Genomic DNA, 17399 nt, shown 5'->3' on the forward strand with positions numbered 1-17399 from the left:
CCCATCGGCGGGGACGTGCGATTTCGTCACACCATGGCGGGGACTTGGTGGCTTAGCCGGGTCGTGCCGGCGTTAGGGGATAGGTGGGTGTCAAAGTTCGGGTTCGTGCTTAACGCTACGGTTGGGCCGATTCCTCGTTTTGGCCCCCCTTTCGTCCAATCGAGTGGTGAAGGAAACTACCCGAGCGAACGGGCTTTTGCGTCCTTTCGGTTGTGTTTTGTTTCTCGACGCTCTGGCGGAGTCACGCCTTGAAGTACGTAATCGTGATCCCTGATGGATGTGCCGACGAGCCAATGGAGTCGCTTGGCGGAAAAACACCGCTGCAGGCTGCTAAATTACCGGCCATGGACGCGATTGCCTCGCGTGGGTGTCAGGCATTGGCCAACAATACGCCAAGCCATTTGCCAGCTGGCAGCGAAGTCGCGAACCTTTGCTTGCTGGGCTACGACCCCGACGTCTATTTCACCGGTCGAGCACCGCTCGAAGCTGCCGCCCAGGGCATCACGCTGGGGCCAGACGACTGGGCGATCCGCTGTAATCTGGTCACAGTCGAAGATCAAATCATGGTCGACTTTACGGCGGATCACATTTCGACGGGCGAGGCAACCGAGTTGCTGAAGTCGGCGCAGGAGAAACTGTTGTCTGGCACTGGCGTTGACGCTCGGTTGGAATTTGTTCCCGGCGTCAGCTATCGCAATCTGTTGATCTATCGCGGAGTAGCCGGCGAGACGGCTCCGTTTGCACGTGACACCCGCAGCCGTGCGCCACACGATTTGACCGACACAAGCGTCGCTGATGATTTTCCGCGTGGCCCAGGCAGCGATTTACTAGTCCGGTTGATGAGTGATTCGTTCGAGCTGTTTGCCGATCATCCGGTTAACAAGAAACGAGTTGCCGAGGGCAAGCGTCCGGCGACCAACTTGTGGTTGTGGGGGCTTGGCGGTGCGCCGAGTTTACCGTCGGTCAAAGAACGGTTTGGGATCCAAGGGGTGATGATCACGGCAGTCGATTTGCTGCGCGGGATCGGGGCGCTTGTTGGATGGCCGCGTATCGAAGTCGAAGGTGCAACCGGTTACCTGGACACCGACTACGCCGCCAAGGGGCGTGCTGCGATCGAGGCGTTGGAAAAATACGACCTCGTATGCGTGCACGTCGAAGCACCCGACGAAGCATCGCACGAAGGCCGCGCCGACGCAAAGATCGAGGCTCTTCAGCAGATTGATCATCACATTGTTGGTCCGCTCGCCGACGCGCTGGCCAAGCATGGCGAACACCGGATTTTGGTTTTGCCGGATCACCCAACTTTCTGTCGTACGAAAAAACACTCGCATGGAATGGTGCCGTTGGTGATGGCCGGAACAGGCATCAAGCCGGACGGTCAAACCACCTATGACGAAGTCGCTGCCGAAGCATCAGGCCGAACGTTCGCCAAGGGATGGGATCTGATGCAAGCGTTCGTTCAAGACTGATCGCTTGATTCACTCGGCGTGCTGCCGCGCCCTTTTCTCCACTGTCATTGCTACCTCAACACTTGTTACCAAGCACCGATTCGAAATGTCTTTGATTGTTCAGAAGTTTGGCGGCACCAGTGTTGCCGATGTTGAAAAGATTCGCGCGGCGGCTCGCAAAGCCATCCGGGCTCAGCGGCAAGGTCACCAAGTCGTGATGGTGGTTAGCGCGATGGGCAAAAATACGGATGTATTGTTGGATTTGGCAGGTCAAATTGGCGAGAACCCACCGGCGCGTGAAATGGACATGCTGCTCAGTACGGGCGAGCAGGTCAGTGTTGCACTTGTCGCCATGGCAATTCACGAACTCGGTGCCAAGGCCATCAGTTTGACGGGCGGTCAAATTGGCATGAAGACGGACAATAGTTTTTCGAAGGCAAGGATTCAGTCGATTTCGACCGAGCGCATCCAGCGTTTGCTTTCCGAAGGAAACATCGTGGTTGCTGCTGGATTCCAGGGCATCGACGACGACCTGAACATCACGACGCTTGGCCGCGGTGGCAGCGACACGACGGCGGTTGCCTTGGCCGCGGTTCTGGGTGCCGATGCCTGCGAAATTTACACCGATGTTGATGGCGTTTACACGACCGATCCACGGAAACTGCCCGAGGCCCGCCGCGTCGAAGTGATCAGTTACGACGAGATGCTTGAACTGGCCAGCCTTGGTGCCGGCGTCATGCACAGTCGTTCGATTGAGTTCGCTAAGAAGTTTGGTGTTCCGATTCACGTTCGCAGCAGTTTCTCGGACACCGAAGGTACGATGATCGTAGCCGAGCCCGAATCGATGACTCAGCCTGTCAGCGGTGCGGCGATGACCGCCGACGAGGCTCGCGTGACAGTGTTGGGCGTGCCGGATGTGCCAGGTAAGAGCTTGCAGATCTTTTCGGCCATCGCGGCGCGAAAGATTGCGGTCGACATGGTGGTTCAGAACGTCGGACAAGATGGATCGGCGGACATTTCGTTTACCGTGCCGCGCGGCGAATTAAACGCAACGCTTGCGGCGTTGGATTCGGTGATGAAGTCGGTCGGTGCCAAGGGAATCACACACGACGACGAGGTTTCGAAAGTGTCGGTCGTTGGAATGAACATGGCGCGGCAGGCGAATGTGGCTTCGCGGATGTTTCGCGCGCTTGCTGACGCCAACGTGAATATCCAAATGATCACGACCAGCGAAATCAAGATCTCAGCCTTGGTGTCCAAACGCCAATCCGCCGACGCACTTCGTGCCGTTCACGAAGCGTTTGATTTGCACATTCGTCCCGCCGACGCAAAGAACTGGAAACAAATCAAAGCGGACCGCAGCGAAGCCGATTTTGAAACGCTGGTCAATCGGTTGCGAGCCGATGCACTGGAGGCATTGACGTTGACTGGCATTTCGTTGACCAACGATCAAGCGAGAGTGACTTTGCACGGTGTTCCTGATCGGCCAGGGATTGCCGCGGACATGTTCGAAATGATCGGTCAAGCCAGCATCTTTGTCGACATGATTGTGCAGGGTTATGACGGTGAAGATGGATCGACCAGCGTTTCGTTGACCGTCGAGAAAAAGGATCTAGCAAAAACGATCGAGGTCGCCAAAACGATCCAGGCAAAGCACGGCATGCGTGATCTGCAAAGTGCTGACCATATCGCCAAGATCACGGTCAGCGGCATCGGTCTGCGCAGTCACACGCACGTTGCGACGCTATTGTTTGATCGATTGGCGGCTGACAATATCAACGTCGAAATGATCAATACCAGCGAGTTGCAGGTCAACGCGGTCATCGATGCGACCAACGCGGCTAAAGCCACCGACAGTCTGAAGAAAGCCTTTGCCGAATCGCTGATGTAGCGTGCGAATGTTCGCGGAATTGGGGGGGATGGCAGGATTCTGCGGTCACCAAGTCGAATATTTGGAGCCGTTTTGGGCTCTGGTGACATCGCAGGGTTTGCGAGAATGCGGTGCGTTGGCGATCGTTCAGTTATGATCGGAGTCTCGTCTTTCTCTCTTCCTCTTCTTTTTGTCTCGGGCCTGGATCTTCCATGGGCGTTCGCTTCGCGTGTCATGTTTGCGGCAAGCAACTGAACATCAAACAAGAACTCGCGGGGCGGCGTGGCATTTGCCCTAAATGTCAGGCCAAGTTTCGCATCCCGCGGGAAGACGCTCCCTTTTCCATTGCGATTGAGGATTCACCGCCGGATCCAGCGCTGCGGTCGACGATCGCCAGCAATACCGACGGATCGAAGAGCGGCCAATCGGGCGTCAAAATTGATCTGATCGCGAACGATCCCGATGCGACTTGGTACGTCCGTCCGCCAAGCGGCGGCCAGTATGGGCCCGCGTCTGGCGAATTGCTGAAGCAGTGGATCGCCGAGGGGCGGGTGGCGTCGACGGCGCTGATTTGGAGGGACGGTTGGCCTCAGTGGCGATCAGCCGACGAGGCGTTGGCCGAGATCGCATCGACGCTCCCTCGGGCGGCGCAGGACTCGGGCGGGCCGGCGTCTGTTAACCCATCTAACCCATCGGTCGCTTCACCCAGCGTGGCGGGGGCCGGCGTCGCGGCGGGCGGTATAAAAGCCGAAACCCCGAATTTGGCGGGGCAGTCGAGCATTGGCGCCGAGCGGCGGTCGCGGAATCTCAAACGCATTTTCTGGGTGGGCGTGCTGTCGCTGGTCGCGATCGTCTTGGCCGCGGTTCTGGTCTTTTTAATCAATCGTTCGGCATCTTAGCTTCCGGTTGGCCAACTACCCGCTTTGCGGATGGCACACTAGAGTATTTGTTCAGGCGTGGCCTCGTGAAGGCATGCCCGATGAACCGAGTAGCTAAGAATCTAGTAGCCAATCTTTCCCAGAGATGGAGTCCACCATGCGTTTGATCGTTTGTTTAGTCGCACTATTCGCTGCCTCGGCAACGCCCGTGTGTGTCGTGATGACCCAGGCCGCTGAAACGGCCGAGGCCCAAGAGGTCGAAGTATTTGGCGAAGGCAAGTTGGCAATACCAGCCGACTTCAAGCGTGTTAAGCCGAAGATGGGCATGATCGAGCATGAGTTCGAAGTCACGACGGGCGAAGGCGATGATGTGACCACCGGCCGTGTCACGATGATGGGCGCAACCGGCGGGATCGAGCCAAATATCGCTCGCTGGAAGGGCCAGTTTGCCGGCGGCAACAAAGAGGCCAACAAGACCGAAAAGTTGAAGGTTGGCAAGTGGGACGTCTATGTCGTCGATCTCAACGGCAGCTTCGGCGTCTCGATGGGCGGTGGTCCGTTCAGCGGTGGTAAAGTCGTTCAGCAACCTGACTATGCGATGACGGCCGCAATTTTGGCAAACCCCGACGGCAAGACTTACTTCATCAAGATGATTGGTCCTGCGCCCGTTGTGAAAGCCAATCGCGATGAGTTCGTCAAAATGGTTAAGAACCTAAAGTAGCTTCTTCGCACCGAAACCCAGTACAGTCACCTCGAACGCCGCGCCAGCATGAATATCCAGAGTTTCTTGGAACACCACGGTATTGTCCGAAATCCGTTTGCAGAGGAGGACGCACAAACTGACCAAGTGTTCAAAGAGCATTGTATCAGCAGCGCTTATCATCCGATTTGGGACAAAGTGTACGGTGACCCCAAGGAGCCGTCGACGTCGATCGTCTTCGGCCCCAAGGGCTCTGGGAAAACGGCGATGCGATTACAGATTGACCGTCACATTCAAAGGTTCAATCAAGAGAACCCCGACTCGCGAGTTTTCTTGATTCGCTATGACGATTTTAATCCGTTCTTGGATCATTTCTGTGAACGGATGAGTCGTCGGACAAACAAGAAAACCGAACGCGTCTTCGAAGCGTGGCGGTTGTGGGATCACATGGATTCGATCCTTTGCATCGGCGTCACCGACTTAGTGGACCGTGTCCTTCGCGACGAAGGCGACGGCAGTAAGGGCCCGCGTCTTGACGGCGGCGATTTGAAGAACGTCGATCGCACATCGGCGCGTGATTTGTTGTTGCTGGCCAATTGTTACGACCAGTCGACGGCATTGGCGTTTACTGATCGCTGGACAAAGCTTCGCAAACGACTGCGATACAGCAATGCTTCGGCGGCTTGGCCGTTAATCCTGGCGGTGGCTTCGTTTGTCGCGTCGATTGCGTTGGTTGGATGGCTGTTCATGCGCGGCGGCGGCCAGGGTGCCGACGGCGAAGCCATTCCGGTTAGCCCGCACTGGTTGTGGTTGATCCCGTTGGTAACGCTGATCGGTGGCATGCCATACTGGATCAAGTGGATCAAGAGCCAGTCGGCCGCGTCCGGCATTCGCAAGCACATGCGGGTCGGCAAGCGTGAAACCGGGACGCTGCGGAGCGTGCTGATGAAGTTCCCGTCAAAGGAATTGGCCAGCCAACCGTTGCCGCGTTACGATCGCACGGACGATCGCTACGAAATGCTAAACAAGTTTCGCGGCATCCTTTCGCGTTTGGGATACACCAGCGTGACCGTTTTGATGGACCGGGTCGACGAGCCCGACTTGATTGGCGGCAAGCCCGAGTTGATGCAGCGATTTGTATGGCCGATGTTGGACAACAAGTTGCTAAAGCACCAAGGCATCGGATTCAAGCTTTTCTTGCCACAGGAATTGCACCGTGACGTTGAACGCGAGACTCGTGAATTTCATGAGCGGGCGCGACTTGATAAGCAGAACGTGATTCCAGCATTTCAGTGGACTGGCGAGGCGCTTTACGATTTGGCTCGCGCCCGCATGTTGGCGTGTGCCGCCGACGGGCGATCGCCAGAACCGAAAGACTTGTTCGGTGACGACATCAGTTACGAACGTTTGCTGGCTGCGTTTCAATCGCTGCGAGTTCCCCGTCATTTGTTTCGATTGCTGTACCGTGTGTTGGTCGACCATTGCAATCGACACACGGATGCCCAACCGATCTTCAAGATTAAGGGCGAAACATTCGAATCTGCGCTGGCGGTTTATTCAAGAGACGCCGACGTCACGGTGGGCTAAAGAACGTAGGGCGGGCGGCCAGTCTGTGTTGCATAGGCCTCTCGCACTTAGGCTTGCTGCCTACCGCCACTGGGCGAGTTTCGATTCGATGAATTCGATGACTTGTTGGTGTTGCCTTGCGCTGCGGTCTTCGATCGTGATTGGTTCGCCGAACGCGAAGCGAACGGTTTTGGTGGGGTCGATGCGGCCGAATTCTTTGATCCGTTTGCCGTTGCCCCATGCGTCGGTCAGCAGTGCGATCGGCACCACCGGGACGGCTGCACGCAGAGCGAGTTTGACACCGATGCTGTTGAATTGGGCTGGGTCGAACGTGACGCTGCGAGTGGTCTGTGGAAAGACGACGATCGAGATTCCGGCTTTTAGTCGCGAGAGTCCGCCTTCCATCACAGCCTTGAAGTCTTCGCGTGGATGGTCGCGAGAAACGGCGATCGGATTTCGTGATCTCAGAATGTGACGGAACATCGGATAGTCAATCAAGCTTTGTTTGACCACAAAGGTGACTGGTAGAACTGGCCGAATGATCGATGCCATGACGATCGTTTCCAGCGTGCTCATGTGGTTGCCGACAAAGACGCACGGCGAATTCAGCGAGCGGACATTATCGATGCCGCTGACTTCGGTTTTTACCCCAACGGACTCCAGTGCCGTTATGACTTCGTGGCTGCTACGGCTCCACTCGGCATCGTCGTACTCGCCCTGTCGTGCCTTGATGCTGGATTTGTAAACGTTCCAGCCAAATTTGCGATAGAAGTTCAGTGACGGAAAAACACGCGAGAGCCAAGACACGCGAGTCGGTGCGGTGCGGTATACGCCCTCGCTGTACACCAGCATTTCAGGAACATTCGAATCGTTCGTTTGCATGGACAAAGGTGTCTTTCGTGTTCGGCATTGGGTGGTTTGCCCCGAGGGTCGCGGCGGAGGCCGCCGCGATATGGCGAGAATCACTTAATCAACAAAACTCTTGATGAGTTTCACTTCCTGTAGCGGATGCGTTGAACAGTTAGTTCTTCACACGGACTAGTTTCATGATACGTCCGTCGACATTCCAATCTTGGACGTACAAGTTGCCGTCTGCATCCCAATACGATCCGTGAGTGCCGCTGAAGATGCCTTCGACCCATTCGGATTGAGGCACGTTGTAGTTTCGGCCCTTGGCGGGATCGGGGTTGAAACCAACAACTGCCATGATCGTGTTGGTCTTGTCTAGAATTACAAGTCGGCCCTTCAGATCAGGCACCGAGACGTAGTCGCCTTGAATGGCAGCCGAGGTTGGTTCACCAATGTCGCGAATCACTTCGTCGATGAATTCGCCGTCAAGCGAGTAGTGCAGTAGTCGGCCTCGCGGGGTGTGGTTGCGATCACAGATCAACAGCCGGTTTGGTTCGTATCGGGTGTCCAGCGTCATTCCGTGGGCCGTGTTGAACTCTTTCATGCCATTCCCTTTGCTGCCAAAGTGCATCAGGTACTTGCCCGCCTTGTCGTATTTAAAAATGTGGTTGCTGGCATAACCATTGGACAAGAAAATGTCGCCGTTCGACGCAACGGTGATCGCGGTTGGGCTGAACTTGATTTTGTCTTTTAGTCCTGATTCGGCGGGCACGCCAAGGTGCAGGACAATTTCGCCCGAGTGCGCGTTGAACTTGATGCCTTCGGCGTCTTTGTTACGGGCGCCGTAGATGAATTCACCCTCGGTTTCTTCACGAATTTCCATATCGTGAATGTTCGAGTACTCCTTGCCGAGATACGACTGAACAACTTTTCCGTCCGGCGAAAACACAAACACGCCTGCGGCCGCACTGGTGTAGATGTTGCCCGCTTTGTCGATGACGACTCCGCCGTGCGTCGATCCAATTGCCGAGTGGCCGTCGGGGCGAAGTCCCCAGCCCGGGACCGTGTCAAAGGTCATCAAGCCGCAGCCCATGCGGACTGGCTTAACGTCCGACTGTGCCAATGCAGAATTGGCGACGCCAAGAAGAAGTGTTGTCAAGAAAACGAAAAGACTGCGTTTCATGTTGAGGGCTCTGGGGGTGAGGTGTGAAGGGACCGCCGGGATCGTGGTCGTTTGAGCGGGCATTAGCGTAGTCGATCGGCGGGCACCCGGAAGCAATCTGCAATCCGGATTTGATCATGCTTCCGTTTTTTACGTCTTCGGCACTGCTTTGCGAATGCTGAGGTGGCCGTCGCAATTGGAAATTGCAAGTTTATCGGAGTCGCCAATCGTTTCGATCTTCCGTTATCTTAAGTCCCATGAATGGTCTCTTTCAGCAATTTCAACGGCGACTTGAACGCCGCAGTACGGTGCGCGGCATCGGGATCCTGTTTTGGGTGCTATTGCCGGTGTTGGTTTTTGGGGCATTGCGATCGAGTTCCGATTCGGGGGCTGTTCCGATTCACCGAACACTGCTTCGATACATGACGGGGCCAACCGATCAGGTTGCCGCCATTGACCCAGCGTCCCGTCTGCAGATCGGTGATCCGGTTTTTTTTCAGGACAATGGTGGCGTTTGGTCCCAAGTCGGGCATGTCCAATCGGTTGACTCTGGGGTGTCCGAGTCTGGATCGTCGCAAGGACGCAGCGAAGGACGCAGCGAAGTACGCAGCGAAGTACGCAGCGAAGTACGCATTGCCTGGTACGCGCCTGATTTGAGCCCGCACGAAGCTCGATTGGCTCAGTATCGCAGTAGCGGTCGTCTGGAAGACATCGTCGCAACCATGTTGCCGGATGACCAGCGCAAGAAGATCACGAAGCGATTGACCGACGCGATGGCCCAGCATGGCGAGCAGCTTTCGGCGGCCTACGTGCCGCTGGTTCAATTGAGTCTGCAGCGGTCTTTGCCAATCATCGAAGATGAGTTTCGCAGGTCGGTCGAGAGGCACCGCGGCGAAGTCGACACACTGCTTGCGCGTTGGAACGATCAAGTGGTGCGAGACCGTCTGATTCCGCTTGCGCGGCGAGAAATATTGCCGATTGTTCGCGAGCATGGCGAACCCGAAGCCGAAAGGATCGGCCGTGAGTTGTGGGACAAGGCATCGATTTGGCGTTTTGGCTGGCGAGCGATTTACGATCGATCGCCGCTGCCCAAGAAAGATCTGTTGCAAGAAGAGTGGGATCGCTTTGTCGAAGAGCAAGCCATCCCTGTTTTCGAGTCGCATATGGACGAGGTGGTTGTTGCGGTTCAGGAAATCGTGACCGACGTTGCAGCGAACCAGTCGATACGGTCCGAGTTGTCGGCTGTCGCATCGGAGATTGCCGCGGATCCGCAGGCTCGCGATTTGGTTCGCGTGATCTTGAAAGAGGCGTTTGTTGACAACGTTCGATTACGCCAAGTTTGGACCGAAGTGTGGACGAGCAATGATGCTCGCCAAGCCTTCGCGTTGACAGGTGACCGTTTGGAGCCGATCGCGCGGCAAATCGGTGACGATCTGTTCGGGACGCGCGAAACTGGAATCAATCCAAACTTCGCTCGCGTGCTGAGGAATCAAATACTGGGAAAAGATCGACGCTGGATCGTGGCAACTCGCAACGTTTCCGGTCCGCCCGTTGATGATGGCGAGATTGTGATTTTTCCTTCTCGTGAAACGGCGTCTTACCCGGTGGTCTACATGGCCGACGAAAGCGAGAAGCCGTGATGACCAATGCTCAATCACCTAGTCAAGAATTGACCCCCGCGCAGCATCCGTTGCGGTTGGTCGATTTGAACGTCAGCATCGGTGCGATGACGTTGTTGGCCGAAACCAACGTGACGTTGCCGGGCGGCAAGATCACTGTCATCGTTGGCGGCAGCGGCGCGGGCAAGTCGGTGCTGCTGCGAGTTTTGGCGGGATTGCTTCCGCGAGATGGCGAGAAAATTCGTTGGTGCGGTGACATCCAGTGGGAACCGTCGCGTGGCGATGCGTCGCCGATGATGACGCCGCGAGTGGGAATCGTTTTCCAGCAGTTTGCCCTTTTTGACGAGCTCTCGCCGATCGCCAATGTGCAGTTCGGGATCGACCATCGCAGCGATCCTGACCAGCCACCGGGCCAGACGGCGGCGCAGTGGCTTGATGAGCTGGGGGTTCCCTCGAATCGCCAAGTTGCCAATTTGAGTGGTGGTCAGAAACAGCGTCTGGCGATCGCTCGGACATTGGCGGCGAATCCCGACATCGTGTTGTATGACGAGCCTACATCGGGGCTCGATACGGCGAGTGGACGAAAGGTTGCGGATTTGATTCGCCGTACCCAATCGTTGCACCGTCGCACCAGTATCGTCGTTACTCACGACTACGAAACATTGCTGCCCATCGCCGATGAAGTCCTGTTATTGGACAGCCACCAGAAACGTCTGGTTTCGGTGCCTCGCGATCAATGGGCCGAAATCCCTGATCGGATGAAACCTGTGACGGCAGAGGCGGTCGATCGGCCGGGACGTGGGAAGGCGGCTTGGGCAATGGCGAAAGTTGACGACTTTTTGACTGCCAGCGGTGCCGTTGTGGTCGCGGCGTTGCGATTGCCGTTTGATGCGTTTCCGGTGTTTCCCAAGTTGACGTGGGGGCTGAGGTTTTTCGCTCACTATCTTCGTTTGATCGGCGGAGTTTCGGCGTGGGTGTACCTGATTCTAGCGGGAGTGATCACGGGGTTCACGGCAACGTATTTCACGTTTCGATTCTTGCCGTTTCGAATGTACACCCAGCCGCTATTGATTGACGAGTTGCTGTCATCGATTGGGTTTGCGTTGTACCGTGTGTTGGTACCGGTGCTGGCTACGATTTTGATCGCCGCGCGTTGTGGTGCGGCGGTCGCCGCCGACGTAGGCGTCAAACAGTACGGCGGCCAGGTCGACGCAATGCGAACGCTCGGTGTGCGGCCGACGTCTTATTTGTTGGCGTGTATCGTGATGGCCTTTGTGGTGGCGTCACCGATCTTGCAGTGGATGGCGTTCACGTCGGCGCGGCTGGTTTCGTTGCTGACCTTCACGCAGATGTATCCCGACATCGGTCCTTATTTTTGGGAACAGCATTTTTATCGCAACTTGACCGATTCGGACGCTGTTGGTGGATGGATGTCGTGGTCCAAGGGCTGGGGTTGGGTGGCGATCAAGAACTTGGCCTGTGGTATCGGCACCGGCGCGATCGGTTACTATCGTGGAGCGTCGCCGAAGTTTTCGGCGGGCGACGTCAGTGACGCGATCACATCGACGGTGTTGTGGACAACGCTGTATGTGTTGTTGGTCCATTTCATCGTGGCGTTAATGGAATTTTAGTGGGCGGCTAGCCCTTCACGATCTCTCATCAGGCTCAGGCAAACTGTGGACAAGAAAGCGAAAAAACGGCTCGACATCATCAACAAGAAACTGCAAACCCTGCGTCCTCGATTGGCAGGATCACGCGAGCAAGCGGACGATCCGCAAGAACTGAAGCAGTTGGAAGACGAAGTTGCGGCATTGGAAGCCGAAGCGGCCGAACTGAAAGCTTCGAAATAGGTTTTGCAGCCAGAGTCTGGTTGCCCATGCTACGCTGCGCTGTGACCGGTTAGGTTGAGTTGTGGCAGGCCAATTCAATGATCTGGTCAGCGATGAACTCACTCAAGCTGGCTGTGTTGGGATAATTCCAGGCAACTATCGGTGTCAATTCAACGCCTGACCAGTCTTCGATTTCGCCGCTCATTTCGACCGCGGTCATCGAGTCGAGACCGTAGTCGGTGAATGGTTTTTCTAACGCGACATCGATTGGGTCGACGCCGGCTCGAGCGATCAGCCACTGGCTCATCCAGTTCTGGGTCGCCAACAGAATGTCGGCGCGTTCGTCTGGTTTGGGATGGGCCGAAATCGTTGGCAACGGAATCGGCACTTGTTCGCTGCCGGATGCCCGATCGTAGCGGTAGCGTGTCTTGATCTCGTCAGCGTCGAAACGCTCGCGACAGAGGTGGCGTTGAACTTTGCCGCTGCTGGTGACGGGAACCGTTGCTGGACGCACTAGCCAAACATGTCGTGGATCGACTTCGTGAACATCAATGACGGCTCGGCGAATCGATCGGACCATCTCGGGTAGGTCAGCGTCGTCGTAGTGACGGGGAAGTTCGGCAACGATCGCGAGCGCTTCGCCTCGTCCGCTATCGATGGCAAACGCCGTGCATCGGCCCGCGCCGGCGCCAATCGTTTCAAGCGTGGTGGATTCAATGTCCTGAGGGAACAGGTTTCGCCCGCGAAGAATTACCAAGTCCTTTCGTCGGCCGGTGACAAACAGTTCGCTCTGATGCAGGAATCCCAGATCGCCGGTGCGATAGAAGCCTGACGAATTTTCACTGCTTGAATCGCCAGCGATTGATGCGTTGAACATCTCGGCATTTTCTTGATCGCGGTTCCAGTAACCGGCCGTAATCGCAGTGCCGCGCAGCCAGATTTCGCCGATGGTTCCTGGGCTGACCTCAATGCATGTTTCGGGATCCACGATTCGCAATTCGGATTCGTGTGACGCGGTGCCACAGGAGACCAGTTTTTGGAATTCCGATCCGCGTCCAGTCTCGGTGATGATTGGTTTTCCCGATCGGACTGAGTCACGTTTGACGATGATCGGTTTTGGTTCTGCGGGTCCGTCGCCACCGGCAGCTAACAACGTTGCTTCCGCCAATCCGTAGCATGGGTAGAATGCGGATGATGAAAAGCCGCTGCTCGAAAACCGGCTGCCAAAGTCTTGCAGAGTTCTTGCCAATACCGGCTCGGCGCCCGAAAATGCAACTTGCCACCGGCTGAGATCCAAGTTGTCGGTTTGGTCAGGCGAGATTCGGTCGACGCAAAGTTGGTATGCAAAATTCGGTGCGCCACTGAATTGGGCGTCGTAGTCGCTGATTGCTTGCAGCCATCGGATCGGTCGCTGCAAGAACGAAGTCGGGCTCATCAAGACGGTTCTGCCGCCGATGTACAGCGGCGCCAAAATTCCGCCGATCAGGCCCATGTCGTGAAAAAACGGCAACCAGAACACTCCGGTGGCAACACTCGCATTTGGGTCGGACGGATCTTGCCACTCGATCCCAAATCCGCGGCGGATGGCTTCCAAGTTGGCCAGCAAGTTGCGATGGCTAACCATCACGCCTTTCGGATCGCTGGTGCTGCCGCTGGTGTATTGCAGCAGGGCCAGTGAGTCCGGGGCGTTCGGCAGTGAATCGGGTAGCGAGTCGGGAGCGATCCAGGATTGATTTGCCTGGTCTGGCAAATCGCCACTGGTGACGATCCGGTGAATCGACCCGGCTGCAGGCGAGAGTTTGCTGGGGTCGATGGAATCGATGGTGGCTTGGTCGCCCAGGATCGCCTGGGGGCAGCAGTCAGCGGCGGCCGAATCGAGTCGCGGCATCGATCGTCCGGGTTTCGGATAGCTGGTCGGTACCGGAATCCAGCCAGCGATTTGGCAGCCCAGAAAGCCGGCTAAAAACTCGATTCCCGGCGGGTACAGCAACAGGGCTCGCGGAGGATGGGCGTCGGCGACTGTAATCCGAGCGTCAGCGACAGGTCGATTCGTCGCATCCGCCAACAGCAAAGCGACTCGGCAGGAGCGTCGCCAAAGGTCCGCATAGCTCCACGAAACCTCTCTCGGATGGCCGGCGGTCGGCTGGTCATTCAAGAAAGTGGCCGCGATTCGATCGCCATGAAGTTCGGCACGCTTCCCGATCCACTGGGCGAATGTGGTCGCGGCAAGGAGTTCGGGAGGTGCCATTTCTGATGGGGACCTTTAGGTCAGACGATTCAAATCCGCTGCGTCACGGTGAGTGACGCAGGCATTCCGCGGGCGCAAGTGCCTACGCAGGAGCAGGATTCTAAATGATGTGACCAATCCGCACAGGGCAGAACAAACGTTGCCCCAGTTCAAAATCGGCCAGATCAGAATCCGCGGTAGGTTCGGATGGGCGTTCCGCTGGTCATTGGCGGCAGGATTTCTGGGCCACTGAACCGCGGGATCGGGGCTGCGTTTCCGCGATAATAATTGCGGCGAACTGCGTTGCCATAGAAATGAAGAGGACGATAGGGCCGAAATTCAATTGGTGTCGACTCAATCTGTTGGCGGTACGCACCTGTAGCGATGATCACTGGCGACCAGCCTGGCTCAGCCGAAACGTGCTGAGTGGATCCGAGAACAACCGCAGCAGCGACCAGAAAACCAGCAAACTTACGCATCAAACGCCCTTGAAGGTCAGAGTTTTTCGTGAATGGAGGGGCCTCGTCGTCATTCTGAGGCACTGAATCGAATTGAAAGTGGCGACGACTGTACGTTTTGCCCAGTCGTCGTATCTTGACTCGTCCTAACAAAAGTACCACGTCTCTGAAGCTGCACAGGTCCACTTCAACGGATTAAGCAAAAAATTTAGCTCGTCACCCGTCATGACTATGCCAGTCGGCATCTTGTTGAGTCGACGCACTGCTTGGTCAGCAATCTGTTCAGTTGCTGGCCTAGTCGGTGCGGCACGTCAAAGCCGGCGGCTTGGTCTACAATCGCCGTCGCCCAGCAGATGTACACCTGCCGGTTGTTTGAAATGAAAAGGAAACCGCATGACCGAGTCGTCTGATCGCGACGCATCTTCACCAACTCACGGTTCAAACCAAGCAAATGGATCGGTTGGATTGGGGGCCAAATCTGGGAAGAGATCTAGCAAGTCGAAAGTCGGTGGTTTAGCCGTCATCGCGATGGTGGCGATCTACTCGTTTTCGGCGCCTCGATTGAACGAGCGGTTTGGATGGTCGTTGCCGGCGGTGAAAACCGACCGTGCAGGGAATGTTCGGCTGGCCGATGGCGATCCAAAACCGACGGCAAGCCGGTCCACGGAATCAAAATCGCTGGAATCCAGTCGGCCCGGACAGACGGCCAATTCCGGTCCGGTGACCTCGTCTTCGCCTTCAACTTCATCGTCAAAGTTTTCGCCAAAACCAGGGCCGTTGTCCGGCAAGATGCCGACGGGCGGGCAGTCGCCGGCCTCAACTGCAAAGGCAACCACTAAGCCGACTGCGAACTCTTCGGTACCGGCTCAGGCCAAGTCCGTTGACCGGACCGATCCGGATCTTGAATACGGAATCTTGCGAGAAGTTTCTCGCGATCGATTCGTGTCTCCAGCCGGATTGCTGTACACGCCCGGCAGCGCCGAAGGCCACCGCTTGGAACACTTGCGTCGTCACACCGAGGATGACCCCGGACGCCCCGGCAGTCATGGAGTGTTTGATGGCGGCATGGAGGGCGCGTTAACGACGATCGATCGTGCTTTTGATCGCGCAAAGAAGAAGCAGAAAACGACGACGACAGTCGACGATGGGCGGACGGTCTACACCGTCGATATGGGCGGGCGAGTCGGTTATGTGGGGGGCCGTGACGGCAATCGCAGACGCAAACCGATGGCTCGCCGAGTTCGTTTGGTCGTCGAAGGAAATCGTGTGATCACGGCCTATCCGATGTAGGCAATTTCGTCGTAGCCGAGTTTTCTTCGCTGCTTGTCCCGTTTTTCTATCATGCAATTCAACACGATTCACCGGAGCATGCTCGCGTGAGCCCGAAACATTCCATCGACTTTTGTCCCGTCTGCGGCGGCGGCCTGTGCGGTATTCGAATTTGTGGTGTCGCCAATGCGAATGCCAAGGGTCAAGTCAGCGATCAGGCAGGTGATCATGCAAGCGATTCGGACGCCCGATTCATCGTGACCGGATCGACGGAGCCGCATGGTTTGATCGTCTGTGACGAATGCGAAGCGATTTGGTTAGCGCCCGACATTACGACGCCACATCAATACCCGGCTGTCGAGGACGCGCAGTGTCCGATCTGTCATGATCCGTTGTGGGGGCCCCAAAGTCGTTGGGCCAATGCGGATGACATTGACACCTTGGGGTGGCAGTTTGCCGTCAATCCGGACCTGGACACGAACTTGGACGAAGGTACGGTTTAGGTTGCTTGTTTGGCCCGCAAGTTTGGGTCGCTGTTGTTTCTTTGCGTCAGGTTGCTTAGCGATAGACTTCCACGGCGCTGACCTGTGTTGTGGTCCCCTTATAGATCACTTTGTCGCCCGGATGCAGGTTGCGGATGTCGTCCCAGCCGCGGTCGCACGGCCAAACATTGATTGCTTCGCCTGGCCGGACAATGACGAACCGCCGCGTGTTCAAGCACACGATCATCGCTTCGCAATTTTCCAGCGTTCGGCTGTCCAGTTCGTCTTCGTCGCACGCGTTTGGGCGTGCAATGGTGTTGGTGCTGCTCATGAATTCATCGTTCGAACGAGTTCGGACACGTCTGGTCAAACCGTACGAGAACCACCGTGCTTCATAAGATAGACATTCCCTCGGGTGTTGACTCGCGTCTGGTCCCTGATGCGATCGCTAAATCCATCGAGCTGGCAAAACAACGCATCGAAACGTTTCAAGACCGCTGGGATCGGCCGCAGATCGAACAGTTTGTGGCTGCGGACTACAGCCACGTTTTTCAAGCTCTCGACTGGACACTTGAAACTCAAATGACGATCGGGCGACGGTTTGTCGAATGGGGCTGCGGATTCGCGATCGTCAGCGCATGCGCGGCTCATCTTGGTCTCGACGTGATCGGTATCGAATCGGAAGACGTGCTGCTGGTTCAAGGTCAAACGACGGTCAAAGACTGGGGCGTCCCTGTTGAATTGATTCACGGCAACTTTTTGCCGCCGGGGGCCGAATCGCTGGCCGACGATCCGATGTTGCCCAGCTTGGGGCACAAAATCGAAAACGCGTATGAATCGCTGGGGTTGGATCTGGATGACTTTGCGATGGTCTACTCGTATCCGTGGCCCGGCGAAGACGATTTTCATGAAGCCGTTTTTGACCGCTATGCCGCTCGCGGTGCTCTGTTGATGATGTTCTGTGGCCCGAACGACATTCGCCTGTATCGCAAATCGTAACCGGTCGTTCGCTCGCCGCGTCTGAACTGTTCGAGCATGACGG

16 protein-coding genes are annotated in these 17399 nt (G+C 56.4%); 11 read left to right on the forward strand and 5 right to left on the reverse strand.

The features are described 5' to 3' along the window. Nucleotides 1-248 precede the first annotated feature (248 nt). The 5 genes from Poly59_RS19800 to Poly59_RS19820 all read left to right on the forward strand — a co-directional run bounded on the left by Poly59_RS19800 (nucleotide 249) and on the right by Poly59_RS19820 (nucleotide 6483). A complete protein-coding gene (locus tag Poly59_RS19800) occupies nucleotides 249-1469 on the forward strand; it encodes a cofactor-independent phosphoglycerate mutase (RefSeq protein WP_146535822.1) in 1221 nt (406 codons plus the stop codon). Nucleotides 1470-1554: 85 nt separating this feature from the next. Then, entirely contained in the window at nucleotides 1555-3339 is a 1785-nt protein-coding gene (locus Poly59_RS19805) for an aspartate kinase (protein ID WP_146535823.1), read from the forward strand. A gap of 191 nt (nucleotides 3340-3530) precedes the next feature. Then, the gene (locus Poly59_RS19810; RefSeq protein ID WP_146535824.1) at nucleotides 3531-4217 is read left to right on the forward strand and encodes a DUF4339 domain-containing protein; all 687 of its coding nucleotides are present in this window, start codon (nucleotides 3531-3533) and stop codon (nucleotides 4215-4217) included. A 136-nt stretch (nucleotides 4218-4353) separates the two neighbouring features. After that, on the forward strand, nucleotides 4354-4917 hold the full coding sequence (locus Poly59_RS19815) for a hypothetical protein (RefSeq protein ID WP_146535825.1): 564 nt from the start codon (nucleotides 4354-4356) through the stop codon (nucleotides 4915-4917). A 48-nt stretch (nucleotides 4918-4965) separates the two neighbouring features. Continuing rightward, nucleotides 4966-6483, forward strand: coding sequence for a hypothetical protein (locus Poly59_RS19820; RefSeq protein WP_146535826.1), 1518 nt, complete (start codon nucleotides 4966-4968; stop codon nucleotides 6481-6483). Nucleotides 6484-6543: 60 nt separating this feature from the next. Here the strand turns inward: Poly59_RS19820 and Poly59_RS19825 are convergent, their stop codons facing one another. Then, nucleotides 6544-7344 (reverse strand): lysophospholipid acyltransferase family protein, encoded by an 801-nt coding sequence (locus Poly59_RS19825; protein WP_146535827.1) that lies wholly within the window; start codon nucleotides 7342-7344, stop codon nucleotides 6544-6546. Nucleotides 7345-7483: 139 nt separating this feature from the next. Further along, nucleotides 7484-8494 (reverse strand): 6-bladed beta-propeller, encoded by a 1011-nt coding sequence (locus Poly59_RS19830; RefSeq protein ID WP_222436141.1) that lies wholly within the window; start codon nucleotides 8492-8494, stop codon nucleotides 7484-7486. Nucleotides 8495-8730: 236 nt separating this feature from the next. On the opposite strand from Poly59_RS19830, the gene Poly59_RS19835 reads away from it, so the two are divergent. The 3 genes from Poly59_RS19835 to Poly59_RS29705 are packed head-to-tail and all read left to right on the forward strand — an operon-like array spanning nucleotide 8731 to nucleotide 11942. Continuing rightward, nucleotides 8731-10113: a hypothetical protein gene (locus Poly59_RS19835; RefSeq protein ID WP_146535828.1), complete on the forward strand. Its 1383-nt coding sequence runs from the start codon at nucleotides 8731-8733 to the stop codon at nucleotides 10111-10113. Then, nucleotides 10113-11723, forward strand: a complete 1611-nt coding sequence (locus tag Poly59_RS19840; RefSeq protein WP_246151781.1) for an ABC transporter permease — start codon at nucleotides 10113-10115, stop codon at nucleotides 11721-11723. Before Poly59_RS19835 ends, Poly59_RS19840 begins: the two co-directional genes overlap by 1 nt. A 45-nt stretch (nucleotides 11724-11768) precedes the next feature. Further along, nucleotides 11769-11942, forward strand: a complete 174-nt coding sequence (locus Poly59_RS29705; RefSeq protein WP_186776399.1) for a hypothetical protein — start codon at nucleotides 11769-11771, stop codon at nucleotides 11940-11942. A 49-nt stretch (nucleotides 11943-11991) separates the two neighbouring features. On the opposite strand, the gene Poly59_RS19845 is transcribed toward Poly59_RS29705, so the two are convergent. Further along, nucleotides 11992-14169: an AMP-binding protein gene (locus Poly59_RS19845; protein ID WP_146535829.1), complete on the reverse strand. Its 2178-nt coding sequence runs from the start codon at nucleotides 14167-14169 to the stop codon at nucleotides 11992-11994. A gap of 164 nt (nucleotides 14170-14333) precedes the next feature. After that, nucleotides 14334-14627, reverse strand: a complete 294-nt coding sequence (locus Poly59_RS19850) for a hypothetical protein (protein WP_146535830.1) — start codon at nucleotides 14625-14627, stop codon at nucleotides 14334-14336. A 372-nt stretch (nucleotides 14628-14999) separates the two neighbouring features. On the opposite strand from Poly59_RS19850, the gene Poly59_RS19855 reads away from it, so the two are divergent. After that, nucleotides 15000-15896 carry a hypothetical protein gene (locus Poly59_RS19855; protein WP_246151782.1) on the forward strand — a complete coding sequence of 299 codons (897 nt, stop codon included), beginning with the start codon at nucleotides 15000-15002 and terminating at the stop codon, nucleotides 15894-15896. 86 nt (nucleotides 15897-15982) lie between these two features. Continuing rightward, nucleotides 15983-16378, forward strand: coding sequence for a hypothetical protein (locus tag Poly59_RS19860; RefSeq protein ID WP_146535831.1), 396 nt, complete (start codon nucleotides 15983-15985; stop codon nucleotides 16376-16378). 55 nt (nucleotides 16379-16433) lie between these two features. On the opposite strand, the gene Poly59_RS19865 is transcribed toward Poly59_RS19860, so the two are convergent. Then, the gene (locus tag Poly59_RS19865) at nucleotides 16434-16688 is read right to left on the reverse strand and encodes a hypothetical protein (protein WP_146535832.1); all 255 of its coding nucleotides are present in this window, start codon (nucleotides 16686-16688) and stop codon (nucleotides 16434-16436) included. A gap of 56 nt (nucleotides 16689-16744) precedes the next feature. On the opposite strand from Poly59_RS19865, the gene Poly59_RS19870 reads away from it, so the two are divergent. Then, nucleotides 16745-17356, forward strand: coding sequence for a class I SAM-dependent methyltransferase (locus Poly59_RS19870; protein WP_146535833.1), 612 nt, complete (start codon nucleotides 16745-16747; stop codon nucleotides 17354-17356). Nucleotides 17357-17399 lie beyond the last annotated feature (43 nt).

The organism is Rubripirellula reticaptiva (assembly GCF_007860175.1).
Lineage (GTDB): Bacteria > Planctomycetota > Planctomycetia > Pirellulales > Pirellulaceae > Rubripirellula > Rubripirellula reticaptiva.